21 protein-coding genes are annotated in these 26963 nt (G+C 66.9%); 14 read left to right on the forward strand and 7 right to left on the reverse strand.

The window, feature by feature from the left end; translation table 11 throughout:
• Window positions 1-37: 37 nt before the first annotated feature.
• On the reverse strand, window positions 38-2008 hold the full coding sequence (locus AC239G_RS02610; protein ID WP_139470330.1) for a M13 family metallopeptidase: 1971 nt from the start codon (window positions 2006-2008) through the stop codon (window positions 38-40).
• Window positions 2009-2060: 52 nt separating this feature from the next.
• Here AC239G_RS02610 and AC239G_RS02615 point away from each other — a divergent pair, with 52 nt between their 5' ends.
• Together AC239G_RS02615 and AC239G_RS02620 are read left to right on the forward strand one after the other, a co-directional pair.
• Window positions 2061-2576 carry a low molecular weight protein-tyrosine-phosphatase gene (locus tag AC239G_RS02615; protein ID WP_139470328.1) on the forward strand — a complete coding sequence of 172 codons (516 nt, stop codon included), beginning with the start codon at window positions 2061-2063 and terminating at the stop codon, window positions 2574-2576.
• 65 nt (window positions 2577-2641) lie between these two features.
• Window positions 2642-3289, forward strand: coding sequence for a copper resistance CopC family protein (locus AC239G_RS02620; protein ID WP_229664247.1), 648 nt, complete (start codon window positions 2642-2644; stop codon window positions 3287-3289).
• Window positions 3290-3482: 193 nt separating this feature from the next.
• Here AC239G_RS02620 and AC239G_RS02625 read toward each other — a convergent pair whose 3' ends face one another.
• A complete protein-coding gene (locus AC239G_RS02625) occupies window positions 3483-4664 on the reverse strand; it encodes a PQQ-dependent sugar dehydrogenase (protein ID WP_139470326.1) in 1182 nt (393 codons plus the stop codon).
• 193 nt (window positions 4665-4857) lie between these two features.
• Between AC239G_RS02625 and AC239G_RS02630 the strand changes: the two genes are divergently transcribed.
• Window positions 4858-5844: an LLM class flavin-dependent oxidoreductase gene (locus tag AC239G_RS02630; RefSeq protein ID WP_139470325.1), complete on the forward strand. Its 987-nt coding sequence runs from the start codon at window positions 4858-4860 to the stop codon at window positions 5842-5844.
• Window positions 5845-5954: 110 nt separating this feature from the next.
• Window positions 5955-6524: a GNAT family N-acetyltransferase gene (locus AC239G_RS02635; RefSeq protein ID WP_216657127.1), complete on the forward strand. Its 570-nt coding sequence runs from the start codon at window positions 5955-5957 to the stop codon at window positions 6522-6524.
• Window positions 6525-6553: 29 nt separating this feature from the next.
• On the opposite strand, the gene AC239G_RS02640 is transcribed toward AC239G_RS02635, so the two are convergent.
• Entirely contained in the window at window positions 6554-7507 is a 954-nt protein-coding gene (locus tag AC239G_RS02640) for a LysR family transcriptional regulator (protein WP_139470323.1), read from the reverse strand.
• Between the two features lie 103 nt (window positions 7508-7610).
• Between AC239G_RS02640 and AC239G_RS02645 the strand changes: the two genes are divergently transcribed.
• Window positions 7611-9368 (forward strand): FAD-binding protein, encoded by a 1758-nt coding sequence (locus AC239G_RS02645; protein WP_139470321.1) that lies wholly within the window; start codon window positions 7611-7613, stop codon window positions 9366-9368.
• A gap of 86 nt (window positions 9369-9454) precedes the next feature.
• On the opposite strand, the gene AC239G_RS02650 is transcribed toward AC239G_RS02645, so the two are convergent.
• Complete coding sequence (locus AC239G_RS02650; protein WP_139470319.1) at window positions 9455-10774, reverse strand: FAD-binding oxidoreductase; 1320 nt, start codon at window positions 10772-10774, stop codon at window positions 9455-9457.
• 106 nt (window positions 10775-10880) lie between these two features.
• Here AC239G_RS02650 and AC239G_RS02655 point away from each other — a divergent pair, with 106 nt between their 5' ends.
• From AC239G_RS02655 to AC239G_RS02680, 6 genes are all read left to right on the forward strand, one after another.
• Entirely contained in the window at window positions 10881-11855 is a 975-nt protein-coding gene (locus AC239G_RS02655) for a sigma-70 family RNA polymerase sigma factor (RefSeq protein WP_139470317.1), read from the forward strand.
• A 263-nt stretch (window positions 11856-12118) separates the two neighbouring features.
• Window positions 12119-13855, forward strand: a complete 1737-nt coding sequence (kdpA, locus tag AC239G_RS02660) for a potassium-transporting ATPase subunit KdpA (RefSeq protein ID WP_139470448.1) — start codon at window positions 12119-12121, stop codon at window positions 13853-13855.
• A gap of 1 nt (window position 13856) precedes the next feature.
• Window positions 13857-15944: a potassium-transporting ATPase subunit KdpB gene (kdpB, locus tag AC239G_RS02665; RefSeq protein WP_139470447.1), complete on the forward strand. Its 2088-nt coding sequence runs from the start codon at window positions 13857-13859 to the stop codon at window positions 15942-15944.
• Window positions 15945-15995: 51 nt separating this feature from the next.
• Complete coding sequence (locus AC239G_RS02670) at window positions 15996-16643, forward strand: potassium-transporting ATPase subunit C (RefSeq protein ID WP_139470446.1); 648 nt, start codon at window positions 15996-15998, stop codon at window positions 16641-16643.
• Window positions 16643-19402, forward strand: coding sequence for a DUF4118 domain-containing protein (locus AC239G_RS02675; protein WP_487489724.1), 2760 nt, complete (start codon window positions 16643-16645; stop codon window positions 19400-19402). The genes AC239G_RS02670 and AC239G_RS02675 overlap by 1 nt, the downstream gene beginning before the upstream one ends.
• Window positions 19399-20079, forward strand: a complete 681-nt coding sequence (locus AC239G_RS02680) for a response regulator (protein ID WP_487489725.1) — start codon at window positions 19399-19401, stop codon at window positions 20077-20079. Before AC239G_RS02675 ends, AC239G_RS02680 begins: the two co-directional genes overlap by 4 nt.
• Window positions 20080-20136: 57 nt before the next feature.
• Here the strand turns inward: AC239G_RS02680 and AC239G_RS02685 are convergent, their stop codons facing one another.
• Window positions 20137-20925, reverse strand: a complete 789-nt coding sequence (locus tag AC239G_RS02685) for a helix-turn-helix transcriptional regulator (RefSeq protein ID WP_487489726.1) — start codon at window positions 20923-20925, stop codon at window positions 20137-20139.
• 74 nt (window positions 20926-20999) lie between these two features.
• On the opposite strand from AC239G_RS02685, the gene ilvD reads away from it, so the two are divergent.
• The 3 genes from ilvD to AC239G_RS02700 all read left to right on the forward strand — a co-directional run bounded on the left by ilvD (window position 21000) and on the right by AC239G_RS02700 (window position 25489).
• Window positions 21000-22859 (forward strand): dihydroxy-acid dehydratase, encoded by a 1860-nt coding sequence (gene ilvD, locus AC239G_RS02690; RefSeq protein ID WP_487489727.1) that lies wholly within the window; start codon window positions 21000-21002, stop codon window positions 22857-22859.
• Window positions 22860-23069: 210 nt separating this feature from the next.
• Window positions 23070-24470 carry a hemolysin family protein gene (locus AC239G_RS02695; RefSeq protein ID WP_487489728.1) on the forward strand — a complete coding sequence of 467 codons (1401 nt, stop codon included), beginning with the start codon at window positions 23070-23072 and terminating at the stop codon, window positions 24468-24470.
• A complete protein-coding gene (locus AC239G_RS02700; protein WP_487489729.1) occupies window positions 24467-25489 on the forward strand; it encodes a CNNM domain-containing protein in 1023 nt (340 codons plus the stop codon). Before AC239G_RS02695 ends, AC239G_RS02700 begins: the two co-directional genes overlap by 4 nt.
• Before the next feature lie 71 nt (window positions 25490-25560).
• Here AC239G_RS02700 and AC239G_RS02705 read toward each other — a convergent pair whose 3' ends face one another.
• Entirely contained in the window at window positions 25561-26013 is a 453-nt protein-coding gene (locus AC239G_RS02705; protein ID WP_248284086.1) for an anthrone oxygenase family protein, read from the reverse strand.
• A gap of 37 nt (window positions 26014-26050) precedes the next feature.
• Window positions 26051-26941, reverse strand: a complete 891-nt coding sequence (locus AC239G_RS02710) for an NmrA family NAD(P)-binding protein (RefSeq protein ID WP_139469945.1) — start codon at window positions 26939-26941, stop codon at window positions 26051-26053.
• Window positions 26942-26963: the final 22 nt, after the last annotated feature.

The following is a 26963-nucleotide window of genomic DNA, read 5'->3' on the forward strand; positions in this document are numbered from 1 at the left end:
CCTCGCGCGAGGTTGCTGGGCCGCCGTCAGGTAGCAATTACCAGATGGTGACTCGCTGGTCGGGGGCTAAGTACATGCCGTCGCCCTCTGCCACGCCGTAGGTGTCGTGGAAGGCGGTCATGTTCTTCACGACCTGGTTGCAGCGGAACTCCTCCGGCGAATGCGGGTCGATCGACAGCCTGCGCACACGCTCCTCGGTGCGCATCTTCGACCGCCATGCCTTCGCCCATGCCTCGAAGAACGCCTTCGCCTGCTCGGCCGACGGCGCCACCGGCACGCCCGGAGTGCCCGCCCGTTCGCCGAGTTCGAGCTCGAGCGCCTTCCACCCGATCGACAGACCACCGAGGTCGCCGATGTTCTCACCGACCGTCAGCGCCCCGTTGACGTGCTGATTCGGTTCGAGACCTGTCGGGACCAGCTCTTCGTACTGGGCGATGAGTGCGTTCGTGCGCTCCTCGAACAGGGTCCGATCCGATTCGGTCCACCAGTCGACGAGGTTGCCGTCACCGTCGTAGCGCGATCCCTGATCGTCGAACCCGTGACCGATCTCGTGGCCGATGACCGCGCCGATCGCTCCGAAGTTTGCGGCCACCTCACCGGAGGCGTCGAAGAACGGCGGCTGGAGGATGGCCGCCGGGAAGACGATCTCGTTCATCACCGGGTGGTAGTAGGCGTTGACCGTCTGCGGGGTCATCAGCCATTCCGTGCGGTCGATGGGCCCGCCGATCCGCTTCACCTGCCGCACATGCTCGGCCTGCGAGCAGCGACGCACGTTGCCCACCAGGTCGGAGGAGTCGATCGCGGCCGGGTACTCCCGCCACACCTCCGGGTAGCCGACCTTCGGGGTGAACTTCGAGAGCTTGACCAGGGCGCGTTCCTTCGTCTCCTCGCTCATCCAGTCGAGCTCGCGGATCGACTTGTCATAGGCCTTGATGAGCATGCCCACGAGGTGGTCGATCGCGTCCTTGGACGACGGCGGGAACTCAGCTGAGACGTAGAGTTTGCCCACGGCCTCACCGAGGTAGCCCTCGACGAGGCTGACCCCGCGCTTCCAGCGCTCCCGCAGGGCAGGAGTGCCCGAGAGAGTGCGGGAGTTGAAGTCGAAGTTCTCCTCGACGAACTCATCGGAGAGCAGCGAGGCGGTGTCGGAGACTACGACGAAGCGCAGCCACGTCTTGATGGTCTCGATGTCGGTCTCTGCCCACACCTTCGCCATGCCCGTGACGAATGAGGGCTGGGAGACCACGAGGTACTTCAGATCAGACGCATCGGCGGTGAGGATCCCCAGGTAGGAGTCGAAGTCGAACTCGGGTCCGAGGTCGCGCAGCTCGGAGATCGAATACTTGTTGTACGTCTTCTCCGCATCACGGCAGGCCACGCGGTCCCAGTGGTGGCGTGCGAGTTCGGTCTCGAACGTCATCACCTTGGCGGCCACCTCGGCGTCGGAGATTCCGGACTTCTCGCCGAGGCCGGCAAGGGCCGCGATCTTCTGTACGTGGGCGAGGAATTTCGCGCGCACCTCGGCGTGGTCGTCGTTGAAGTAGTAGTCCTCGTCGGGCAGGGAGATGCCGGCCTGGACGAGATAGAGGGCGTAGACGTCGGAGTCCTTCGCATCGGCGGTGACGTACCCACCGAGCAGACCGCCGATACCCTCGGTCTCCAACCGGGCGAGAAGGGCGGCGAGCTCAGACTTGTCCTCGGCGGCGTCGATAGCTGCGAACGTCGAGGTCAGCGGGGCGACTCCTAGTTCGTTGATGCGATCGACATCCATGAACGAGGTGAACAGGTCGGCGACCTTCTGCCCCTCGGAGCCCGGCTCCTGCGGGGCGTCGGACACGGAGGTGATGATGTCGCGGACCTTGGTCTCTGCGGTGTCGAAGAGCTCACGCATGGCTCCGTCGCCGGCCCGGTCATCGGGGATCGTGAACGAGTCGATCCACTCGCCGTTGATGTGCTGGTACAGGTCGTCCTGAGGCCTGATCGAGGTCAGTGAGGTTTCAGAAGTCATGGCCCCACAGTATCGTGATCAGAGCCCCGCACGCCCTGCCCGAGGAGGAGATATGAGTCTGGCATCCGTCGTTTTCGTGTGCACCGGCAACATCTGCCGATCCGTCACCGCCGAACGTGTGCTCTTACATCACCTGGCCGATACCGGCGCCGAGGCGGTCGTCGACTCCGCCGGCATCAGCGACGAGGAGGCCGGCAACCCCATCGACCCACGTCAGGCGCGTGTGCTCGCCGCGGCCGGCTACCGCACCGACGATCACGTCGCTCGGCAGATCACCCCCGAATGGTTGGCCGACCGCGATCTGGCGGTGGCGATGACCGCCCGCCACTATCGTGCCCTGGAGCGGATGATCTCAGGTCTTCCCGCCGAGGCGGCCCCGGAGCTGCGGATGCTACGCGAGTTCGATCCGCGGGTGGCCGGGGTCGAGGGCGACGGTGTTCCGGCGCCGGATGTCGAGGATCCCTGGTACGGCGAATTCAAGGATTTCGAAGAAACTCTTGAGACAATTGAAGTGTCCGTGCCGGGAATCACGGATCGTCTGCGCGCGCTGGCCGCGAAAACTCAGTGATACTAGTAGGCACAAGCTTGCTGACACGACCGACATCGCAGGTACGCCTCGAAGGAGAAACTCTCATGACTCGTCTCATGACACGACAGAACTGGTCCGCTCTCAGGCTGGGCTTCGCCGCCCTGCTGGTGGCCGCGATGAGCGTGTTCGCATTCGCCCCCGCCGCCAGTGCCCATGATCAGCTGGTGTCGTCGAATCCCGAGGACGGTGCCGAACTCGATCAGCAGCCCAAATGGCTCGAGATGACCTTCTCCGGCGACATCCAGGAAGTCGGCTCCGAGGTCAAGGTCGTCGTCGACGGCAAGGATGTCTCCGCAGGTGAGCTGACCGTTGAGGGCAAGAAACTCAGCGTCGCTCTGCCCGATGATCTCAAACCCGGCGACTACAAGGTCACCTGGCGCGTGGTGTCGCAGGACGGCCACCCGATCTCCGGTGACTACTCGTTCGCGATCAAGGATGCCGAAGGCGCCGGCGGTGATGTCAAGGAATCGTCCGGAGAGTCGACGAAGGCCGGACTCGGCGGCGGAGTCGTCGACGAACCCGGCAAGGACACCGAGGATCGCGGCGAGATCGGCGAGTCCACCGGCAGCGACTCCGGAATGTCGACGCCGATGATCGTGCTGCTGTCTGTCGGCGGCCTGGCCATCATCGTCATCGTCGTTCTGCTCATGCGTCGCAAGTCCCAGGGCCTGCCCGGCACCAAGGACAACTGAGCGAGGACCCCCACACAGCACGTCTGACACGAGGCCCCGAACGCGAAGAGCGTTCGGGGCCTCGGTGTATCCGGTCCGTGGTGGAATCGGCGGCGATCTCGTTCAAGCGTCAGCGCGGTTATGGCGAGGTACACCGGCTGATAAGTGTGCTTCGCCTTGAAGGAGAGGCTAGGGAGGCGGTCGGGCCAGCACCTCAGAGTGTGAAACGCAGGAGACGGTCGTCGTCCGGGCCGGGTTCTCCGCGACCGTCGGTGTTGTTCGTCAGCACGAGCAGCGACCCGTCGGGCGCTTCGACCACATCGCGCAGTCGCCCGTGCTCGCCGGTCCACAGCTCTGACGACGACTTCAGGTCGTCGAGCGGAACTTGGTGTAGGCGCTCACCGCGCAGCCCGGCGATGAGGATGCTGTCATCGGTGACGGCCAGTCCGCTGGGGCTCGCTTGGTCGGGGGACCACTGCTGCACCGGGTCGATGAAATCACCGTCCCCGTCACCGGAGCCGCCGTCACTCGCACCGTCACCCTGGGCGATGCCCTCGACCTCGGGCCATCCGTAATTCCCGCCGGCTTCGATGACGTTGAGTTCGTCCCACGTGTCCTGCCCGAATTCCGAGGCGTACATCGTGCCCTCGTCGTCCCACCCGATGCCCTGCGGATTCCGGTGCCCCATGCTGAAGACGAGTGAATCGCCGAAAGGATTGTCATCGGGAACGTCGCCGTCGGGCGTCATGCGCAGAATCTTTCCCGACAGCGCACTCTCGTCCTGTGCGCTGTCGCGATCGCCCGTATCGCCGAGCGTGGCATAGAGCATTCCGTCGGGCCCGAACGCGAGCCGCCCGCCGTTGTGGAAGTTCGCGGTCGGCAGCCCGTCGAGGATCGTCTCCTCCTCACTCAGGGACAGATTCCCGGCCTCGCCGAGGAGGTCGAACCGTACGACCCGGTTCTCCGTCCCAGCGGCGAAGAAGGCGTAGAGACGGTCATCGTCGACCGCGAGACCGTGGAGGCCCGCCTCACCCGAGGCCGAGGCGTCATCGATCCGGCCGACCTCACGAACGTCGCCACCTGCGGAGACTTCGAGGATGCGACCCGAATCGCGTTCGCTGACCAGCATGGTCTGCCCGTGGAAGGCGATCGACCACGGGGATTCGAGGCCGGTCGCGACGACCGCGGGAGAGTCCGCGCCCGGTGTTGACGATGTGGACCCGGTGTCGGATGATCCGGAACCACTGCTCGCCGAGGCGGCCCCCGCCGCTGACTCGTCCCGACCGTCGGTCTCGCCGGAGTGCGAATCGGAGGAGCAGGCGCTGAGGACGACGGCCAGGGACACGGCGGCACCGGTGAGGAGCCGCCGGGTGCGAAAGTGTGCTGAGGTGCTCATGATCTCGCCTTCATCGGGGAGTCCGGTGGCACAAGACTATCCGTCGGCCGCTCAAGAACTGAACCGCTTGCCGCTGAATGGGACCGTCTGCACAGGAATAGAACCGTCTGCTCGGACTGTTGCCTCAAGTGACTGAAATTCTGCGACTGCATCCCGCAACCGCACCGTGCGCCCACCGAAGGAGCCTTCCGCCTTGTCCGTTCCGTTGAACATCCTCGATCTCGTCTCCATCCGGGAAGGAGCCACCGCGCGCGAGGGCATCGCCGAATCGATGGCGAACGCGAAGCTCTCCGACGAACTGGGATACAAACGCCTGTGGTTCGCCGAGCACCACAACACGATGGGCCTGGCCGCCAGCGCCACAGCACTGCTCATCTCTCAGGCCGCCTCGGTGACGGAGAAGATCCGGGTCGGGTCCGGCGGTGTCATGCTGCCCAACCACGCGCCACTCATGGTGGCCGAACAGTATGGAACGCTCGCGAACATCCATGGGCCGCGCATCGACTTGGGCCTCGGGCGCGCACCAGGCACGGACGGGATGACCGCGCAGGCGCTCGCCCGATCCTCGGCCGAACCACAGGACTTCGCACAGAACATCTATGACATGCAGGGCTGGTTCTCCGAGACAGGGCAGGCGCACACGATGCCGATCAAGTCCGCGGTCTCGGCGGGGATGAACGTGCCCATCTGGGTGCTCGGGTCGACGATGAACGGCGCCTCGATCGCCGGTCAGCTGGGCCTCCCGTTCTCCCTGGCCTCGCACTTCGCACCCGACCAGATCGACATCGCGATCAAGACCTACCGCGATTCGTTCACCGCCGATGCGCCGACCGCCCAGATCGACGAACCCTACGTCATGGCCGGGATCAACGTCATGGTCGCCGATACCGACGCCGAGGCGGCCCGCCAGTTCACCTCGGTGCAGCAGATGTTCAACGACATGCGCACCGGCCGCCGCCGCAATCTGCAGCCCCCGGTCGACCCGGCCGAGATCTATGCGCAGGGCGGAACCAGCCCGATGCTGTCCATCAGCGCCGTCGGCTCACCGGATACTGCGACCGCGCAGATGGCCGAGTTCGTCGAACGCACCGGCGCCGACGAACTCATCACCGTCACCTACGCCTACGATCCAGAGGTGCAGCGCCAGTCGCTGAAACTGCTCGCCGACGCCTGGTTCTGAGGCGACGACTGAGCGGACCCCAGGCTGGGGCGCGAGCCGCCGTTCGGCCATTGGCTGTGGACATCGACGGTGTCGGCGAACCCGTCGAACCGCGGTAGATTGGTATCGTGATGATTGCCGTGCGTGAGGCGACTGCCGCCGATGTCCCCGCCGCCGCAGGAGTGCTCTCCAGAGCCTTTGATGAATACTCCTGGACGCGGTGGTCGGTGCCGGCCGACCGCTATCGCGCGCGGCTGGAGGAGCTGCAGGCGATTTATCTCGCCCACGCGGTCGAGTGCGGGCTGGTGATCGTCGAGGAGAAGTACCGGGGCGTGGCGGCCTTCGTGCCCCCGGAAGCTCCCGACCTTAACTCCGAGCGACAGAACCGCGTGAGCGAGCTGCTCGGTGATCGCCTCGAGGTGCTGATGGCCACACACCTGCCGTCGCGGCCCCACGCCGCGTGGGATCTCGCCACCATCGGTGTGGAACCCGACAGCTGGGGGTCGGGCATCGCGTCGGCGATCCTCGCCGAAGGTCTGCGCCGGATGGACACGATCGGCTCCCTGGTGTCGCTGGAGACGTCGGATCCGCGCAATGTCGCTCTCTACGTCCGATTCGGTTTCAGTACCATCGCCGAGACGCAGGTGCCGAACGGTCCGAAGGTCTCGACCATGGTCCGCACGCTTTCGACTGAAGCATAGAGGCACTCCGTCCTCACCGAGGCTCGACCTCACCCCACCAGGCGCACATGCGCCGCCAGTCCGGGTTCGGTGTCGGCGAGCGTGCGGGCGGTGGACAGGACCGTCGACTCCATCGCCGAGGCGGCCCTGGTCGCCCGCACGTCCGCGCGCGTCGCGAGGCTGACCGTCCGCGTCAGCTGCGGATCGGCCAGGGGCGCCGAGTCAAGCAATGGCCGGTCGACGAGGACCATTGCCGGGACGATCGCGACCCCGAGGCCGCGCTCGACGAACCGCAGCGCCGCATCCATCTCCACCCCTTCGACGACGACTCGGGGGCTCAGTCCGGCCGTCTCGAACGCTGCGGAGGTCGCCTCCCTGAGGTCGTAGCCATGATGGAACAGGACCTGGGGACGGTCGGCCACCTCGGCGAGGGTGATCCCATCGGTCTGCGCACGGTCTGAGTTGAGCAGATCGGAACCGGCGGCGGCGATGACGACGAGATCCTCGGCGAGGATCCCGCGCAGGCTGAGCCTCGGCATCTGCGGGGCGAGGTCGAAGGTGCGGGTGATGAGCGCGAGGTCGAGTTCGCCGCCGGCCAGTGACTCGATGAGCTCACGAGAGCCTTTTTCGACGAGCTCGAGTTCGACGCCGGGATGGGCCGTGTGGAACCGGCTGATCGCCTCGGCCACGAGGCTCACGCACAGGGTCGGGGTCGCACCGAGCCGGACGCGACCGCGCCGCAGACCGGCGAGCTCGTCCATGTCGCGGCGGACCGCCTCGGCATCGGCGAGCATGCGTTTCGCCGTCGGCAGCAGGGTCTGGCCGGCGTCAGTGAGTGTGATGTGTCCGTGCGCGCGGTGGAAGAGCTCGGCCCCGAGTTCCTTCTCCAACGTCGAGATCTGTCGGGACAGCGAGGGCTGGGCCAAATGGAGCGTCGCGGCGGCTTTCGTGAAATGGCCGGTGGCGGCCACCTCGGCGAAGCTTCTCAGCTGTTCGAGGTTCATCGTGGGTCTCCGTGCAGGTCAGACATGGCAATAGTCTATCGCTATCGATTTGACTCAAACAATGCATTGGACGTATGGAGTGGGTGGTTCCATAGTGGAATCCATGCACACCACACAGGGCGGACCCCGCCGAAAAGAACACTCCATCTCCACCTCGGTGCTGGTCATCGGAACCGGCGGATCGGGCCTGCGGGCCGCGATCGAGGTCGCCGAAGCCGGCGCCGATGTCCTCGCGGTCGGCAAACGGCCGAAGGAGGACGCGCACACCTCGCTGGCCGCCGGCGGCATCAACGCGGCCCTGGCGACGATGGACCCGGACGACACGTGGCAGCAGCATGCTGCCGATACGATCAAGGAATCCTATGACCTCGCCAACCCCCGGACCGTCGAAATCGTCACCCAGGGAGCAGCCGAAGGCATCGCTGACCTGGAGCGATATGGAATGGACTTCGCGAAGGAGGACGACGGTCGGATCTCTCAGCGCTTCTTCGGCGCCCACACCTGGCGTCGCACCGCTTTCGCCGGCGACTACACGGGGCTGGAAATCCAGCGCACCCTCATTCGTCGCGCCGAAGCCTTAGACATCCCGATCCTCGACCGCGTCTACATCACGAAGCTGCTCGTCGCCGACGGCCGCATCTTCGGCGCCTTCGGCTTCGACGTCATCGACGGCACCGGCTACCGGATCTACGCCGACGCCGTCATCCTCGCCGCCGGCGGACACAACCGGATCTGGAGGCGGACCTCTTCGCGTCGGGATGAGAATACCGGTGACTCCTTCCGTCTGGCCGTCGAGGCCGGTGCCCGGCTGCGCGATGCCGAGCTCGTCCAGTTCCACCCCTCGGGCATCATCGAACCCGAGAACGCCGCCGGCACGCTGGTCTCCGAGGCGGCCCGCGGTGAAGGTGGGATCCTGCGCAACGGTCTGGGGGAGCGGTTCATGGAACGCTACGACCCGCAGCGCATGGAGCTCTCCACCCGTGACCGGGTGGCGCTCGCCGCCTACACGGAGATCGCCGAGGGGCGCGGCACCGAGAACGGCGGCGTGTGGCTCGACGTGTCCCATCTGCCGCGCGAGACCATCATGAACCGGCTGCCCCGAGTGTTCCAGACGCTCATGGAGACCCAGATGCTCGACATCACGGCCTCGCCGATCGAGATCGCGCCGACCGCGCACTACTCGATGGGCGGAGTGTGGGTCGACCCGGTCGATCACAGCACCGACGTCGAAGGTCTGTGGGCCATCGGTGAGGCCTCGTCCGGTCTGCACGGGGCGAACCGGTTGGGCGGGAACTCGCTCATCGAGCTGCTCGTCTTCGGCCGGATCGTCGGGCGGTCCGCTGTCGCGTATTCCGATTCGTTGGAGGTGCAGGTGCGGTCGCATGCCGCGGTCGACGAGGCCCGGGCAGAGATCTCCGATCTGCTGGCCTCCGAAGGCACGGAGAACGTGCGTGCGCTGCAGCGGGAGGTCCGCAACCTCATGACCGAGCACGCCGGAGTCGTTCGCGACGAGGCCGGACTGCTCGCCGGGCTGGAGAAGCTCGCCGGCATCGAAGCGCGGATGGCCGACGTCGGCATCCACCCGGACATCGCCGGATTCGCCGATCTCTCCCACGCCTTCGACCTGCGGTCCTCGGTGCTCGCGGCCCGCGCGACGCTCGAATGTGCGCTGGAGCGGCGAGAGACCCGCGGCTGCCACAACCGCAGCGACTACCCGGACCAGGACCCGAACCTGCAGGTCAACTTGGTCTGGTCGCCGTCGGTCGGAGTAGTCCGCGAGTCGATCCCTGCCGTTTCGGCGGACGTCGCGGCCCTCATGCACACTGGCGAAATCAGCCAAGAAGGCAAACTAGTCGAATAATTGCTACCTGACGGCGGCCCAGCAACCTCGCGCGAGGTTGCTGGGCCGCCGTCAGGTAGCACGGGGGCATCGGGCGGGGAGAGCGGTCAGTCGGCGATGCTGAAGTTGCCGCGGAAGACCCGACCCGGGTCCCGTTCCTCTTTGAGTCGGCGTAGCCGTGTGAGGGACTCCTCGGGCAAAGCGTCGGCGAGGCCCTCGTGTGGATTGAGGAACGTGACGGGTTTGCGTCCACTGGCAGGTAATGCCCGCGCCAGATCGGCCTGCTTATGCTCGATCGACTCCGCGGCCGCCTCGGTGACGGGAAGACCGAACATATAGACGCTGTACGGCTCGTCCAGGGCGCCGTGCGGGTTGTCGGTCGGCTGCGCCAACGCGCCGCCGAGGTGCCTGACCTGCACCGACAGAAGCGGGTCGATGGGCGAATCGAGGAGCGTGTCCAGGGTGTCATCGTCAAGGGACGTGAGCAGCTCGGCGCGGGAGCTGCCGACTCCGGGGTCGGTCGGTTCGGCCGTAATCGCACCCAACTCGGCGACGCTCATCGGCGCCCGGGTATCCGACAGCGGCGTCGGCAGGGTCTCGAGTGGGCGCATAAGCTCACGTGCTTCCTCCCCTCCGCCGAGGTACGTCGAGTCGATGGCGACCATCGGCTCCGAGCCTGGGAAATGGAGGAGTTCCAACCACAGGGTCAGCCCCTCGGGAACGGTGTGAGTCATCGTGCGGAACACCTCGGCGACCTGCCTGGCGTGATCGCCGGACCAGAGCACACGCCCGCCGAAGACATCAGGGGCGGCCTGCAGTCCGACCTCAAGACCGGTCACGATGGCGAGCTCGCTTCCACCTCCGCGCAACGCCCAGAACAGGTCCGGATCATCGGTCGCGGAGACGCGGCGAGCCCGCCCGTCGGCGTCGACGACGTCGAATGCGCGGATGCTGTCGCCGACCCATCCGAAGGATCGGCCGAACCAGCTCAGGCCGCCGCCCAGGGCGACCCCGGCGACGGTTACCACCGGGGAGCTGCCCGGCAGGCCGGTCAGCCCGTGTTCTGCCGCCGCTCTCTGCAGTTCGCCCGATTTCACACCCGCGCCGATCGTCGCTGTGCGCTGTGCGGGGGTGACGTCGATGCGGTCGAGGCGGGTCGTACGCAACAAGATCGTGTCGTCGGCCCGCCCGGTCGCTCCGTGGCCGGTCGGCTGGGTGGCGATCGACAGGCTTCGTTCGCGGGCCCAGTTCACGAGGGTGACGACGTCGGTGACGTCGGCGGCTTCGACGACTGCGAGGACGTTCTGGTCGACGGCCCGGTTCCACGGGCGGTGGACCTCGTCGAATTCCGAGTCGTCGGGAAACCAGGTGCGCCCCTGGACAGTGGCGCGAAGCTCGTCAAGAATGGTGAACGACAGAACAGTCATGATGACTCCTTGGCTGGTGTTGGTGATCAGGCCGACGTGTGCCGGACTCAATGATGAGTCGCAGCTCGGCCCGAAAACGTGACAAGCCGTCGTCGTCAGGATCCCAATGCCATCGGAGACATCACCGCAGACCCTCGCCGAGGTGGCCGACCAGTTCTCCTCGCATCGACCGAAGATGTTCGCCATCGCCCACCGCACCCTCGGTTCCCCGTGGGCTGCCGACGATGCCGTGCAGGAGGCGTGGATCCGTTTGCAGCGAGCCGATATCGCGGCCATCGACAACCTCGAGGCGTGGCTGACGACGGTCATCTCGCGAGTCTGCATCGACGCCATTCGCCGTGATGCCGCAAGGCGTGAGGATCTGCACTGGGAGGCATCTGACGACGACGCAGTCCCGGACCATGACTCGACGGGCGAAGCACCCGACACGGCCGGCACTCCCGGAGGTGGTGGGGGAGGAAGCGGCGTCCGCACCGATCGACCGGAGGACAGCGCCCTGCTCCGAGACGATCTCACGGTGGCGCTGCACGTCATCCTCGACACTCTCGGTCCCTTGGAACGATTGGCGTTGGTGCTTCATGACATCTTCGCCCTGTCCTATGACGACATCGCCCCGATCGTCGACCGCAGCCCGGTCGCTGCACGTCAGCTCGCATCCCGGGCCCGCGCACGCCTGCGCAAAGTGGATGCGGAGGAGGTCCGACACCGGCAGGAAACCGCCATCACCTCCTTCCTCGAAGCGGCTCGCGGAGGAGACTTCGGCGGCCTCCTCCAGCTGCTCGACCCGGAGATCGAGGTGCGCAGCGACCCCGCTGCCGTGAGCCTCGCCCAGGCTGGCGCCGAATTCGGTGCCCCACTCATCCGCCCCGAGGTCGTCGGCCGTGATGCTGTGGCCCGTGTGTTCAACGGGCGAGCGAAAGCCACCGAGCTGGTCAGCATCGACGGAGTTCCCGCGGCCGCCTATATCTCCGACGGTGTCGCCCGGGCACTCTATCTGTTCCACTTCGTCGACGGCCGAGTCGCGTCCGTCGACGTCATCGCCGACGACGAGACCCTCCGGCACCTCCTCATCACCCAATAACCACTCCCAGGACTACCCGACGGCGGCCCAGCAACCTCGCGCGAGGTTGCTGGGCCGCCGTCAGGTAGCAATTGGGGTGTTGGGGTTGTGTTGGGAGGTGTCAAGATCGCGTTAAGATCGCCCGCCGTCCGGGTCGCACCGCGGTGAGATGAACGCATGTCACTCACCCCATCGCCGAGGCGGTCGGCCGATCGTTCGAACGCGCGGTCCCGCATTCGCTGCGAACACTCGCGCCCCCACCTCCCCTGCAGGGAGGGCCGCCCATGAGCTGGTTCACCGGCATTACGCAGATCCTGCTCGTCCTCGCCCTCCTCGCCGCCGCTCACGTTCCCCTGGGCACCTACATGGCCCGGGTGTTCCTGTCGACGTCCGACACCCGCGCCGAGGCGCTGCTCTATCGTCTCACCGGCGTCGACTCCACCTCAGAACAGCGGTGGCGGGTCTATTTCCTCTCTGTGCTGACGTTCTCGGCCGTCTCGATCATGGTCCTCTTCGGGCTGCTCCGACTCCAACACCTCCTCCCGCTGTCCAACGGGCGTCCCGCCGTCCCCGTCGATCAGGCACTCAACACCGCGGTCTCCTTCGTCACGAACACGAACTGGCAGTCCTACGCCGGTGAGACGACGATGGGCTTCCTCACCCAGATGGCCGGCCTCGGCGTCCAGAACTTCGTCTCCGCCGCCGTCGGCATCGCCGTGGCCGTCGCCCTCATCCGCGGCCTCATGCGCTCGAACTCTCTGTTCATCGGCAACTTCTGGGTCGACCTCACCCGTGCCACCCTGCGCATCCTGCTCCCGATCTCGGTGATCTTCGCGATCATCTACATCGGCCTCGGCGTCACCGACAACCTCACCCCCGACCAGGTCGTCCACACCGTCACCGGAGGAGCCCAGGCAACCCAGACCATTCCCGGCGGACCCGATGCCAGCCAGGAGGTCATCAAACACCTCGGCACCAACGGCGGCGGTTTCTTCAACGCGAACTCCGCCCACCCGCTCTCCGCCCCGTCCGCCCTGGTCAACCTCGCGAACATCTTCCTCATCCTCCTCATTCCCTCGGCGCTGCCGCGCACCTTCGGCATCATGGTCGGCAGCCGCAAGCAGGGGTGGGCGATCCTCGCGGCCATGGCCGCCTTCTTCCTCATCTCCCTGACCGCCGTCATCGTCCTCGAAACGGCAAACACCACTCCCGCCTCCCAGGCGGCAGGTGCGGCGATGGAGGGACGTGAGACCCGCTTCGGCGTCATCCCCTCGGCCTTCTTCGCCGTGGCCACGACGCTGACCTCGACGGGAGCCACCGATTCGGCGCACTCAAGCTACTCCGGCCTCGGCGGCGGAGTGCTCATGCTCAACATGATGATCGGCGAGATCGCGCCCGGCGGCGTCGGCTCCGGCCTCTACGGCATGCTCATCATCGCGATCATCGCCGTCTTCGTCTGCGGACTCATGGTCGGTCGCACCCCGGAATTCCTCGGCAAACGCATCGGCCGGACCGAGATCACACTGGCGAGCGTCTTCATCCTCGTCTCCCCGGCCCTCGCGCTGCTCGGCACCGCCGCGGCCACTCTATGGCCCGGCGCGATCGACTCGATCCTCAACACCACCGCCACCCACGCGGCAACCACAACAGCCGCCGCCACAGCCGCAGCCGCCGGCAACACCCCGCAGCTCAACCCCCACGCCCTGTCCGAGCTCCTCTACGCCTTCACCTCGGCGGCGAACAACAACGGATCCGCCTTCGCCGGGCTAGACGCGAACACTCCGTTCTTCAACATCGCCCTGGCCATCGTGATGCTGCTGGGCCGCCTCGTGCCGATCGGCGCCGTGCTCGCACTCGCCGGGTCGCTGGCCGGACAGACCCCCGCCGAGGCGAGCCCGGGCACCCTGCCCACCCACCGACCTCTGTTCGTCGGGGTCGTCGTCGGCATCGGCTTCGTCATCAGCGCCCTCACCTTCCTCCCCGTGCTCGCACTGGGACCGATCAACGAAGGACTCATGTGAGATGAGAACCATCACCGCCCCCGCCCTGGCCCAGGCGAGCCTCCTCGGACTGAAGAAGCTCGACCCGCGCACCGCCTGGCGCAACCCCGTGATGTTCCTCGTCGAGATCGGCGCGTGTCTCACCCTCATCCTCGCGATCATCGAACCCAACCGTTTCACCTGGGCGATCAGCATCTGGCTCTTCCTCACTGTCGTCTTCGCCAACACCGCCGAGGCGCTCGCCGAAGGGCGCGGCAAGGCTCAGGCCGACTCCCTGCGCGCCAGCCGGGTGAGCGTCGACGCGACCCGCGTGCTCTCAGGCGGGCACACCGAAACCGTGCTCGCCTCCACGCTGCAGGCCGGGGACCGAGTGCTCGTCACCGCCGGAGAGACGATCCCCGCAGACGGCGACGTCATCGAGGGGGCAGCTACCGTCGACGAATCCGCGATCACCGGTGAATCCGCACCCGTCATCCGCGAGGCCGGCGGTGACCGGTGTGCCGTGACCGGCGGGACGAGGGTGCTCTCCGACTCGATCACTGTGACCGTGACTGCGAGCCCCGGCGAGAGCTTCCTCGACCGGATGATCTCCATGGTCGAGGGCGCGAACCGGCAGAAGACCCCCAACGAGGTGGCCCTCGGCGTCTTCCTCTCCGTGCTCACCCTCATCTTCATCCTCGTGGTCGCAAGCCTCGCCCCGATCGCCGCGTTCTCCGGTGCCCCGCAGTCGCTGACCGTGCTCATCGCCCTCCTCGTCTGCCTCATCCCGACGACGATCGGCGCGCTGCTCTCGGCGATCGGCATCGCCGGAATGGATCGACTCGTCGCGGCGAACGTGCTCGCGAAGTCCGGTCGTGCCGTCGAGGCCGCCGGCGACGTGTCCACACTGCTGCTCGACAAGACCGGCACGATCACGATGGGCGACCGGCAGGCGACCGACTTCGTCCCCCTCGGATCGACCACTCCGGATGACCTCGCCGAGGCGGCCCGACTGTCATCGTTGGCCGATGACACCCCTGAGGGCCGATCCGTCGTCACCCTCGCGGAAGCGGAGTTCCAGATCGATGCGACGGGTCTCGAGGCCTTTCCCGGGGCCGAGTTCATCCCGTTCTCGGCGACCACCCGCCTGTCCGGAATCGTCCTCCCCGCTGTCTCGGGCACCCGCACCGTGGTCAAGGGTGCGGCGAAAGAGGTCATCGCCTGGGCCCGCGACCGCGGGGCCACGATCCCCGACTCAGCGACCGCCGAGGTCGAGCGCATCAACACCGGAGGCGGCACTGCACTGCTTGTCGCCGAAGCGGTCGACGACCCGGTCCCGGGGTCAGGATCCGAGGTCGACCGCACGGTCGCCTCGGCGAGGGAATCGGGCACGCTCGCACGGGTGCTCGGAGTCATCGATCTGCGCGATATCGTCAAACCGGGCATGGCCGAGCGCTTCGCGACCCTGCGTCAGATGGGGATCAGGACGGTGATGATCACCGGCGACAACGAACTCACCGCCCTGGCGATCGCCCGCGAGGCCGGCGTCGACGACTTCCTCGCCGAAGCGACCCCGGAGGACAAGCTCGCCCTCATCAAGAGAGAGCAGGCGGGGTCTCGGATGGTCGCGATGACCGGGGATGGGACGAACGACGCACCCGCGCTCGCGCAGGCCGACGTCGGGGTCGCGATGAACACGGGCACGACCGCGGCGAAGGAGGCCGGCAACCTCGTCGACCTCGATTCGGATCCGACGAAGCTCATCGACATCGTCGGGATCGGCAAGCAGCTGCTCATCACGCGCGGAGCGCTGACGACGTTCTCGATCGCCAACGACGTCGCGAAGTACTTCGCGATCATCCCGGCGATGTTCCTGACCGCGTTCCCCGGACTCGGGGCGCTCAACATCATGGGGCTGCACAGCCCCGCCTCGGCGATCCTGTCAGCGGTGATCTTCAACGCGCTCATCATTCTCGTCCTCATCCCCGTCGCCTTGCGCGGGGTCCGGTTCCGGGCGCGGACGGCCTCGGCGCTGCTGCGGATGAACCTTCTCGTCTTCGGTCTCGGCGGGCTCATCGTCCCCTTTCTCGGCATCAAAGTCATCGACCTCGTCATCGCGCCGCTGCTCTGATTCCGCTGATCTGATTCCTTATCTCCCGTCCACACAGAAAGGACACCCGTCATGGGTCCCATCCTCGGTCGCCAGCTCCTCACCGGGGCGCGCATGCTGCTTGTGCTCACCCTGATTCTCGGCCTCGCCTACCCGCTGACGCTGGTCGCGATCGGCCGCCTCATGCCCGGTCAGGACGCCGCGATCCGCAACAGCGCGGGCCGGGTCGTCGGCAATGCCCACCTCGCTCAACCGGTCAGCGGGGACGAATGGTTCTACCCCCGGCCCTCGGTCTCGAACTACGACGGACTCGCCTCGGGGGCGTCGAACCTTGCGGCGAACAGTCCTGAACTCGTGGCCCAGATCGCCGAGCGCAGGGCCCAGGTTGCCGGTCGTGAACACGTCGACCCGGCGAGGATTCCTGCGGATGCCCTGAGTGCCTCGGCCTCTGGTCTCGATCCGGACATCAGCCCTGAGTATGCTCGACTCCAGGTCCCCCGCGTCGCGCGGGAGACGGGACTGAGCAGGAAGGACGTGGCCGCCATGGTCGAGAAGAACACCCGGCATCCACTGCTCGGCTTCATCGGCGAGACCCGCGTCAACGTCGTCACCCTCAACAACGACCTCGCGAACGGCACAGCGACACAGGTGGGTGCAGAGTCCTCGGGTGCTGCGCGTATGAGCACGGCGTCTTCGGGCGCGGGAACCGGCGGACACTGATGGGATCACCTCGGCGGGGCACGCTCACGGTCTTCCTCGGCTACGCGCCCGGGGTCGGCAAGACCGTCGCCATGCTCGAGACCGCCGCCACGGCGAAAGCCAACGGCCGTGACGTCGTCTTAGGCATCGTCGAGGACCACGGGCGCGCGTTCACGCGGACGCTGACCGAAGGGTTCGAGACCCTCGACCGCCGCCGCGTCGACTACCGCGGACGGACGTTTCACGAACTCGACACCGAGGCGGTGCTGGCCCGGGCGCCTGAACTCGTCGTCATCGACGAACTCGCCCACACGAACGTGCCCGATGCCGGCGGTAACGGGAACTCGCCCGATTCCGGTGTGGCCGGCGAATTCGGCCCGACTCGGACGAAGCGGTGGGAGGACGTCGAGGCGATCCTCGCCGCCGGCATCGACGTGTTCACGACGGTGAACATCCAGCACCTCGAATCCCTCGGCGACGTGGTCGGGGCGATCATCGGCCGCAACCAAGCCGAACGGGTGCCCGACCCTTTCCTCCGCGCCGCCGACGAGGTCGAACTCATCGACATCACCCCCGCGGCACTGCGCACCCGCCTCGTCGACGGTCGAATCTACGCGGCCTCGAAGGTCGACGCCGCAATGTCGAACTACTTCCGGCTCGGCAACCTCACGGCCTTGCGCGAACTGGCCCTGCTGTGGTTGGCCGACCGTGTCGACGAAGGACTTGAGAAGTACCGCGACGAAAAGGGCATCCGCGCCACCTGGGCCGCACGCGACCGGATCCTCGTCGCCGTCACCGGCGGGCCGGAGTCGACGACGCTCATCCGCCGCGGACTGCGCATCGCCGGCCGCGTCGCCGGCCGCGAACTCCACATCGTCCACGTCATCGAACCCGATGGGACTCGCCGTTCCGGCGCCCCGCACCTGCTGAGCGCCCGGGAACTCGCCGAGGACAACCACGCCACCTGGCACACCGTCGTCGGTGATGATGTGGCCAAGGCGCTCATCGAATTCGCCCGCACCCTCAACGCCTCGCAGATCGTCCTCGGTGTCTCCCGCACACCCTGGTATCGGCGCATATTCGGGCCCGGAGTGGCCAACCGGGTCATCAGCTCTGCGGCCGACATCGACGTGCACATGGTCACCCACGCCCAGGCTGCCGGGCTGTGGAGCTCCGACCGCGAGCGCTCCCGGGCCAATCCGCTCTCGCAGGCCCGCCGCATCCTCGGCTGGATCATCGGTGCGATCGCCCCGCTGCTGCTCACCGCCCTGTTCATCGGCCTCGGCTCCGGATCGACCTCGCTGAGCATGAACTTCCTCGCCTTCATCACCGTCGTGGTGTTCGTGGCACTCATCGGCGGGCGTTGGCCGGCGGTGATGACGGCCGTATTCGGGGCCGGGCTCATCAACTTCTTCTTCACTCATCCGGTGAACTCGCTGTCGGTCAAACAGCTCGAGAACATCCTTGCGCTCGTCATCTTCGTCGCGGTCGCCGTGGCCGTGGCCACCGTCGTCGACCAGGCGGCTCGCCGTTCCCGGCAGGCCCAGGCCGCCGAACACGAAGCCGCGGTGCTCAGCGAGCTGGCCGGTTCGATGATCGCTGAGGGCGACAGCCCCGAGGCCATGGTCACAGGTATCCGCACGAGTTTCGGTCTCGACGGGGTCGCCCTCTTGACCCGGGGAGGTGGCTTCGGTCGGCTCGATACGGCTGCCGGCCCGGACGGCACCACGCGCACTGACGGCACGGGCGGGGCCGACCTCGTCCTCGCCTCGGCGGGGGAACCGATTGCGTCGCGGGGCCAGGCCAGCGAGGTCATCGACCTCGACGGCGACACCAGCCTGGCGCTGAGCGGCCGACCGCTCAGCGCCGGCGAGCTGCGGATCCTTGACGCCTACGCCGGTCGACTGTTGCGGGTGCTCACGGAGTCGGCCCTGCAGCGCAGCCGTACCGAGGCTGAGGAGCTCTCAGCCGGCAATGCTGTGCGAACCGCGCTGCTCACCGCGGTCTCCCACGACCTGCGCACCCCGCTCGGGGCGATCACCACGGCGACGTCGACGCTGCTGTTCGACGAGATCGAGCTGACGGAGTCCGACCGGAGGCTCATGCTCGAGACCATCGAACACGGTGCCCTGCGGCTTGAGAAGCTCATCGACAACCTCCTCGATCTGAGCCGCATCCAGTCCGGTGCGGTGGCGATTACGACCGCTCCGGTGCTCGTGGCCGACCTCGTTGCCTCGGCGCTCGACGAGATCGGCGGGGAGGCCCGGAAGACCGGGATCGATGAAACCGGCGGGGAAACTCGGGCCGCCGAGCTCGGCGAGGTCGATGGTGGCCCCTGCCCGCCCATCGCCGTCGACATCGACCCCGAAACCTGGGTCGAGGTCGATGTGGGGCTCGTCGAACGAGTGCTCGTCAACATCATCGAGAACTCCGTGAAGTACGGCGAAGGGGCTCCGATCACGATCGATGCCTCCGCCGGCGCCGACGCGGTGCACCTGCGCATCGCCGACTCCGGTCCCGGCGTGGGAGCGGAGGCGCTTGAGAGCATCTTCACACCGTTCACCAGGCTCAACGAGTCCAACACGAAAGGCCTCGGTCTCGGGATGGCGGTGGCGTTGGGACTGTGCCGGGCGATGGGCATCGAGCTCAGCGCGGAACCGACCCCCGGCGGCGGGTTCACTGCGGTGCTGACCATTCCGTTCCGAGACGGGGCGCCCCTGAAATCGGGAACAGCGAGTCAGGACGGTGCGGGACTGACAGACAGGGAGGAAGCCCCATGAAGCATGTGCTCATCGTCGAAGACGACACCGACATCGCCCGTGCCGTGAGCGTGGGATTGCGCGGCAAAGGCCACGAGGTCACGATCGCCGGAAGCGGGCGACAGATGAATGAGGCGCTCGCCGAGGCGGCCGTCGACGTCATCCTCCTCGACCTCGGTCTGCCCGACGTCGACGGAATCGAACTCATCACCCAGGTGCGCAGGTGGAGTCAGGTGCCCATCGTCGTCGTCTCCGCCCGGCACGATGCCCACGGCAAGATCGCCGCCCTCGACGCCGGGGCCGATGACTATGTGACGAAGCCCTTCTCGCTCGGCGAGGTGCTCGCCCGGCTGCGCGCGATCGAGCGACGCTCGGGTTCGGCCGCTGATTCGTCTCTCGTACGCACCGGCGACGGGCGGGTCGTCATCGACCTCGCCTCCCACCTACTCACGGTCGAAGGCGCCGAGGTGCATCTGACGCCGATCGAGTGGAACATGCTCGGCCTGTTCGCCAAACACCGAGGCGCCCTCGTCGATGCGACCACCCTGCTCACCGAGGTATGGGGGCCGGAATACGCAGGGGAGCGCGGTTACCTGCGGGTCTATATGTCCCAGCTGCGGCAGAAGCTCGAAACCGACCCTGCCCGACCGCAGTACCTGCACACGCAGATGGGCATGGGCTACCGCTTCACCCCCTGACCTCCCTTGCTACCTGACGGCGGCCCAGCAACCTCGCGCGAGGTTGCTGGGCCGCCGTCAGGTAGCAGGGACGTACATAACGACGTGCAGGCGGGAATCCTCGGAGGGGATGAGCCGGTGGTGCTCGAACTCGACGATGCCCTGCGCGTGGTGGTCGAAGACGCGCCGTCTGCTCGCGAAGCGCTCCACCGTCTGCTCGGCCCATTGCTCGCGGAAATCCTCACTCGCCTGACCCAGCCTCTCGATGAGCGCACGGTGCCCCGGTGTGCTCAAGCGCACCCCGGACTCGACGCGGAACTCGGCCAGGAAGTGACGGCTCTCTGCCTCCCAGTCGGGAAGCATCCTGCGCAGAGTGGGATCGGTGTAGATGAGCCAGATGAGGTTCCGGTCGGGCTTCGGAATCGACGTGATCGCCGGATACAGCCATTCGTAGGCTGCATTCCAGCCGGCGATCGTCCAGTCCGGGGCGACGGCGAAGGCTGGGAAATCGAGCGCATCGAGCAGACGCTGGAGCGACTCCGAGACCTCAGCAGGCTCATCGTCCCGAGCAGCCTCGACCCGTTCGACGAGTCCGAGGACATAGTCGGTCTCGGCGGCGCTGAGGTCGAGGACCCGGGCCACAGCGGTGAGCACCTGCCTGGAGACATTGGTGTCCCGGCCCTGTTCGAGCCAGGTGTACCAGGTGCTGCTCACTCCTGCGAGGGTGGCGACCTCCTCGCGGCTGAGTCCGCTGTCGCCGCGCCTGGAATTCGGCGGCAGACCGGCCGCCGAACGCTGCCGTTCCCTGCGTCTGCTGGTGAGGAACTCACCGAGCTGCTCACGTTGTGGTGTGCGGGGTCGAATCATGGATTGATAGTACCCACAGTACTGGTACCGATGGTAGCTTCCGCCGACCGACCAATCGCGCTGAGATAGATTCCATGCCGACCTATCGTTCTCGTACAGTCACCCACGGCCGCAATATGGCCGGAGCCCGCGCCCTCTTCCGCGCAGCCGGAGTCCCCGGTGCCGACCTCGGCCGCAAACCGATCATCGCCGTGGCGAACTCCTTCACCGAATTCGTTCCCGGGCACACTCACCTCGCCCCGGTCGGGCGGATCGTCTCCGAGGCAGTGACCGCCGGCGGCGGCATTCCCCGCGAATTCAACACCATCGCCGTCGACGACGGCATCGCCATGGGTCACGGCGGCATGCTCTACTCACTGCCCTCACGCGACCTCATCGCCGATTCCGTCGAGTACATGGCCAACGCTCATTGCGCTGACGCCCTCGTCTGCATCTCCAACTGCGACAAGATCACGCCCGGCATGCTCATGGCCGCGCTGCGCCTCGATATTCCCACGGTGTTCGTCTCCGGCGGACCGATGGAGGCCGGGCGGACCACCTTGGCCGACGGCACTGTCCGCTCGCTCGACCTCGTCGATGCGATGTCCGAGGCCGTCAACGAGGCGACCTCCGATGCCGATGTGCTCCGCATCGAGGAGGCGGCGTGCCCGACCTGCGGATCGTGTTCGGGCATGTTCACGGCGAACTCGATGAACTGCCTCACCGAGGCGATCGGACTCTCCCTGCCCGGCAACGGTTCGGTGCTCGCTACGCACACCGCGCGAAGGGCCCTCTACGAAAGGGCGGGCAGCCTCGTCGTCGATCTCGCACGTCGCCTCTACGAGGACGATGACGATTCGGTGCGCCCCCGCGCGATCGCCACCTCGGCGGCCTTCGGCAACGCCATGGCTCTCGACCTGGCGATGGGCGGGTCGACGAACACGATCCTCCACCTGCTCGCAGCCGCCCATGAGGCAGGGGTCGACTTCGACCTCGACGATATCGACGACCTGTCACGCCGGGTGCCGTGTCTGGCGAAGGTCGCCCCGAACGTGGCCGGGGACCGCACCTTCTACATGGAGGACGTGCACCGTGCCGGTGGGATCCCCGCACTTCTGGGGGAGCTGCGCCGTGCGGGTCTGCTCAACGAGGAGGTCCACTCCGTCCATGCTCCGTCCCTGTCCGCGTGGCTCGACGAATGGGACGTCCGCGGTGGCAAGGCCGCATCTGCCGCTGAGGAACTCTGGCATGCCGGCCCCGGAGGGAAGCGCTCCTCGACGGCATTTTCGCAGTCTGCCCGGTGGAACAGTCTCGACCTCGACGCCGTCAGCGGCTGCATCCACGACATCGACCACGCATATTCGGCAGACGGCGGTCTCGGCGTGCTGCGCGGGAACATCGCCGTCGACGGTGCCGTGGTCAAGACCGCCGGCGTCGACGAATCCATCCACGTCTTCTCCGGGCCCGCCGTGGTCTGCGAGTCACAGGAGGAAGCGGTGGAGAAGATCCTCAGCAGACAGATCAAGGAAGGCGACGTCGTCGTCATCCGCTACGAGGGACCGCGGGGCGGACCTGGCATGCAGGAGATGCTCTACCCGACCTCGTACCTCAAGGGCCTGGGCCTGGGGAAGTCGTGCGCGCTCATCACCGATGGACGTTTCTCCGGTGGGACCTCGGGGTTGTCGATCGGTCATATCTCGCCCGAAGCGGCAGCGGGCGGCACGATCGCCCTCGTCGAAGACGGCGACATCATCGGCATCGATATCCCCCGCAGGTCGATCAGCCTCGAGGTCACCGAGGCTGAACTCGACCGCCGTCGGTCCCGCCTCGAGGCGGAGGGGCCCTACCGTCCTCGTCAGCGCAAACGCACAGTCTCGACCGCGCTGCGCGCCTATGCCGCCTTCGCTCAGTCCGCAGACAAGGGAGCGGTGAGGAAGGTTCCCGAGGCGGTCTGACTATTCGTCGGTAACCGCCGGTCCGTGCTCAGCGTTCTGCCAGCCGGGGCCAGGATAATTGTGACTGGCCGCCCACTTGATCACTTTCGGAAGGACCATGGACGACTATCGAAGTCCCGGCTGGGACATCACACTTCGCAACTCAGAAAAATTCAATAATGCGCGGGCAGACGCTCTGCGAGTACAGAGCGCGCGGGCAGGTGGTCGCCGTTGACCTGGCTGCTCTCGCTTCTCGTCGGCCTCCTCGTCGTCCTCCTCATCACGGTGGCCACCGGCTACTTCGTGGCGCAGGAATTCGCGTACATGGCCGTCGACCGCTCCCGACTCGCCGCACGTTCGGCCTCCGGTGATCGCGCCGCGGACAGGGCCCTGTCCATCACCCGCCGCACCTCCTTCATGCTCTCCGGCGCGCAGCTGGGCATCACCGTCACCGGACTGCTCGTCGGCTACGTCGCCGAACCGCTCATCGGCACCGCCGTCGGCGAGGCACTCGGCGGCACCCCGATCCCTGCCGGCACAGGCGTGCTCATCGGCACCGTCCTCGCCCTACTCGTCTCGACGCTCATCCAGATGCTCTTCGGCGAACTGTTCCCGAAGAACCTGGCCATCGCCCGCCCCGAGGCGCTCGCCACGTGGCTCGCCCGCTCGACCTCGATCTACCTCGCCGTCTTCGGCTGGCTCATCACGATCTTCGACAAAGCCTCGAACGCCCTGCTGCGCGTCCTCGGCATCGAACCGGTCCACGACGTCGACCACTCCGCCACCCGGCGCGACCTCAAGCACATCGTCGCCGAATCCCGGGAGGGCGGCGAGATCGTCGACGACGATTCGCTCATCCTCGACCGCATCCTCGATTTCCCACAGCAGAGCGTCGCCCACGCCACAGTGCCGCGCTCCCGCGTCGACGTCATCGACATCGACACGCCCCTGGACGAGGTGCGCGAACTGATGAGCCGCGGCCACTCCCGCTACCCCGTGCTCGACGCCGATGATCAGGTGATCGGTACGATCGACCTCCTCGATGTCCTCGCCGAGGCGGGTTCGGGCACCACCGAAAACGTCGCCGCGGCGGCACCGGGCACCACCGACACCGTCACCGCGACCGGGGTCCGTTCCCTCCTGCGCGATCCGGTCTTCGTTCCGGAATCCCTCCCGTTGCCGGACGCGGTGGCCACGCTCCTCGAACGGCGGGAGCAGATGGCCTGCGTCGTCGACGAATACGGCGGCTTCGCCGGAATCCTGACGATGGAGGACCTCGGTGAGGAACTCGTCGGTGACATCGCCGACGAGCACGACCACATCGTCGAAGAACTCATCGAGACCGGCGACGGCACCTGGACGGCGCCCGGGATCATCCCCCTCGACGAGGTGGCCCGCGTGCTTCAACGCGAACTGCCGACCACCTCGGCGCAGACCTTGTCGGGACTCGTCATCGAACACCTCCGTGGATTCCCCGAGGTGGGTGACCGGGTCTCGATCGAACTGCCGATCGACCCCGCCGACCTCGGCGGAGACGACGCCCCGGAGACCGAGCGACTCGTCATCGACGTCACCGAGGTGGCCACGCATGTGCCCGCGCGACTGCGGATCGGAATCGAGGTGGAACGATGAGCAATCCCTGGATCATCACCGTGATCACGATCGCCATCATCGGCCTCAGCGCGTTCTTCGTCGCCGTCGAATTCGCGCTCATCGCCGCCAAACGGCACCGTCTCGAAGACGCGGCCGCGGACAGCCGCTCGGCCCGAGCCGCCCTGCGCAGCTCGACCGAACTGTCGGTGCTGCTGGCAGGGTCGCAGCTGGGCATCACGGCGTGCACCCTGGCGCTCGGGGCGATCACGAAACCGGCCGTCCATCACTGGATCACCCCGGTCGCCGAGGCGCTGGGCCTGCCGCTGTGGATCGCCGACATCGTCGGCTTCGTCCTCGCCCTCATCATCGTCACCTTTCTCCACCTCGTCGTCGGCGAGATGGCGCCGAAGTCGTGGGCGGTGGCGCATCCGGAACGCTCGGCGATCATGCTCGCATTGCCGATGCGGGCGTTCATGTTCCTCACCCGCCCGCTGCTGCATGTGCTCAACAACGCTGCGAACGCGTGCCTGCGCCTGGTCAAGGTCGAACCCGTCGACGAGGTTGATCAGGCGCACACGCCCGAGGACCTGAGGCAGCTGCTGCAGCATTCGGCGCAGGCGGGAACCTTGGAGAAGGAGTCCTCGGAGGCTCTGCTCGGAGCCCTCGACCTCACCCGGCTCACACTTGACGAGCTCGTGGCCGGTCGCCCGGAGCCGACAGCCGTCGGTCCGGCAGCGACTGCAGGGGAGGTGCGCGAGGCGTCGTGCCACGACCGTCACCGTCGCATCCTCGTGCGCACCGAGGCTGACGGTCCGCTGAGTCATGTGGTGCACGTCAGGGATGTGCTCGGACTCGCCGAGGATGCTCCCATCACCGAGGCGGCCCGACCCGTCACCGTCGTGGACGGATCGATGACCGTGGTGCGGGCGTTCGAGGCGATGCGGGAGGACAGCGTGCAGCTGGCCTTGGTGGAGAGGGCCGACGGCAGCCACGCGGTGGCCACCGTCACCGACGTACTCACCCACCTGCTGACCACCGGCCAAGTGCCCTCCCGATAATTACTACCTGACGGCGGCCCAGCAACCTCGCGCCAGGTTGCTGGGCCGCCGTCAGGTAGTTCTGGAGGTGCTCACCCGATGAAGAACGGGACCGTGAGGGTGATGAGTGCGGCCGTGCTCGCAAGGGTGCGTGCCTGATGCCAGAGGTTCCACGAACCCTCATAGCGGCTCCGCGCCTGTGCCTGATTGTCGGCCGAACCGATGGCTGCGGAATCGAGCCGGCGATTGAGGGGAACATTTGCGGCCGCCGTGATCGCGGCGCTGAGCAGCGCGCAGAGGGCAGCGACGCTTCCCGCCGCCGATGCAGCCGGGTCCCGACCGATGATCCCGAGCGCCGCGTAGGCGATGGCACTGAGAGGGGCGAAGAAGAAGACCCCGATGAACCGACCGTTGAGGATAGCCGCGTTGATCGCACGAAAAGTCTGCACATACGCGAGATCGTCGACGCGTTTCAGCCCCGGGCAGATCGCGGTGGTGAACGCGAAGAACACTCCGGCCAGCAGTCCGTTGCTGATGATGGCCACGCCAAGGACGATCTGGGGCAGCGCCGGCGCCCAACTTTCAATCGCGGGAGACAACGTGGGCCTCTTTCTCCGGGGTCAGAAGGCGGCGAATCGTCGTCTCCACTTCTGTCGAGCACCGCACCACCCGATCGCAGCGAGGAGCGAGACGTCCCAACCCATCCGCGGTATTGAGTTCGGCAAGCGCAGTCGCAATGTGCGGCGGCAGCCCGGTCTCGACAAGAGTCGGAACCCAGGCTTCCTCGGGGATGATCACGACCTCGAGCCGCCGACCCAATTGAGCTTCGAGCACCGATGCGATCTGACGCTCACTGTATTCGGGACCGAGGACATCGACCCTCTCACTGGTCGGCGCCGGGGAGAGCAGACTCTCGGCGACGATCCGCCCGATGTCGGCCGTCGCGACGAGGGGCATCGGACGATCGGCCGTGGTGGCGAAGACGGGGTAGGTCCCGGATTCGGCTGCGACGTCGAGCACCTCGGCGACCTTTTCCTGGAAATGCCCGGGGCGCAATGCTGTGAGCAGGGTCCCGGTCGACGTCAGCGCCTGTTCCAGCCGGTGGAGTCCGGTGATCGGGCCGGTGCCGGCGGCGAGGTCCGCTCCGCCCGAGGACAACATGACCACGTGAGGGACGGCCGCCTCGGTGACGGCATCCGCGATCGATGCGATGAGCCGGTCAGCGTGGGCGTCGAGGTCGTCGACGGTGAGGTCGAACGGCAGCAGCGCGAAGAACCCCGAGGCGCCGTGCAGTGCCGCGGTCAGTGAATCTCGATCATCGAGCGTCACGATCCTGGCCTCGGCGCCGCGCGCTCTCAAGCGCGTTGCCGACTCTTCGCTGCGGGTCAGCGCTCGCACCGGGGCTCCCCGGTCGAGCAGATGTGTGACTGCGGCCGACCCGACGCGGCCGGTGGCTCCTGCGATGACGTACATGGTCGTTCACTTCTTTCCTTCG

The organism is Brevibacterium sp. Lmc1 (assembly GCF_057654315.1).

Excerpts from the sequence above, each read along its gene's own strand:
- AC239G_RS02680 (WP_487489725.1), top strand. The coding sequence starts at position 19,399 with ATGAAGCATGTGCTCATCGTCGAAGACGACACCGACATCGCCCGTGCC.
- ilvD (WP_487489727.1), top strand. The coding sequence starts at position 21,000 with ATGCCGACCTATCGTTCTCGTACAGTCACCCACGGCCGCAATATGGCC.
- kdpB (WP_139470447.1), top strand. The coding sequence starts at position 13,857 with ATGAGAACCATCACCGCCCCCGCCCTGGCCCAGGCGAGCCTCCTCGGA.
- AC239G_RS02670 (WP_139470446.1), top strand. The coding sequence starts at position 15,996 with ATGGGTCCCATCCTCGGTCGCCAGCTCCTCACCGGGGCGCGCATGCTG.
- AC239G_RS02615 (WP_139470328.1), top strand. The coding sequence starts at position 2,061 with ATGAGTCTGGCATCCGTCGTTTTCGTGTGCACCGGCAACATCTGCCGA.
- AC239G_RS02675 (WP_487489724.1), top strand. The coding sequence starts at position 16,643 with ATGGGATCACCTCGGCGGGGCACGCTCACGGTCTTCCTCGGCTACGCG.
- kdpA (WP_139470448.1), top strand. The coding sequence starts at position 12,119 with ATGAGCTGGTTCACCGGCATTACGCAGATCCTGCTCGTCCTCGCCCTC.
- AC239G_RS02650 (WP_139470319.1), bottom strand. The coding sequence starts at position 10,774 with ATGACTGTTCTGTCGTTCACCATTCTTGACGAGCTTCGCGCCACTGTC.
- AC239G_RS02655 (WP_139470317.1), top strand. The coding sequence starts at position 10,881 with ATGCCATCGGAGACATCACCGCAGACCCTCGCCGAGGTGGCCGACCAG.
- AC239G_RS02635 (WP_216657127.1), top strand. The coding sequence starts at position 5,955 with ATGATTGCCGTGCGTGAGGCGACTGCCGCCGATGTCCCCGCCGCCGCA.
- AC239G_RS02645 (WP_139470321.1), top strand. The coding sequence starts at position 7,611 with ATGCACACCACACAGGGCGGACCCCGCCGAAAAGAACACTCCATCTCC.
- AC239G_RS02700 (WP_487489729.1), top strand. The coding sequence starts at position 24,467 with ATGAGCAATCCCTGGATCATCACCGTGATCACGATCGCCATCATCGGC.
- AC239G_RS02640 (WP_139470323.1), bottom strand. The coding sequence starts at position 7,507 with ATGAACCTCGAACAGCTGAGAAGCTTCGCCGAGGTGGCCGCCACCGGC.
- AC239G_RS02710 (WP_139469945.1), bottom strand. The coding sequence starts at position 26,941 with ATGTACGTCATCGCAGGAGCCACCGGCCGCGTCGGGTCGGCCGCAGTC.
- AC239G_RS02625 (WP_139470326.1), bottom strand. The coding sequence starts at position 4,664 with ATGAGCACCTCAGCACACTTTCGCACCCGGCGGCTCCTCACCGGTGCC.
- AC239G_RS02685 (WP_487489726.1), bottom strand. The coding sequence starts at position 20,925 with ATGATTCGACCCCGCACACCACAACGTGAGCAGCTCGGTGAGTTCCTC.
- AC239G_RS02610 (WP_139470330.1), bottom strand. The coding sequence starts at position 2,008 with ATGACTTCTGAAACCTCACTGACCTCGATCAGGCCTCAGGACGACCTG.
- AC239G_RS02620 (WP_229664247.1), top strand. The coding sequence starts at position 2,642 with ATGACTCGTCTCATGACACGACAGAACTGGTCCGCTCTCAGGCTGGGC.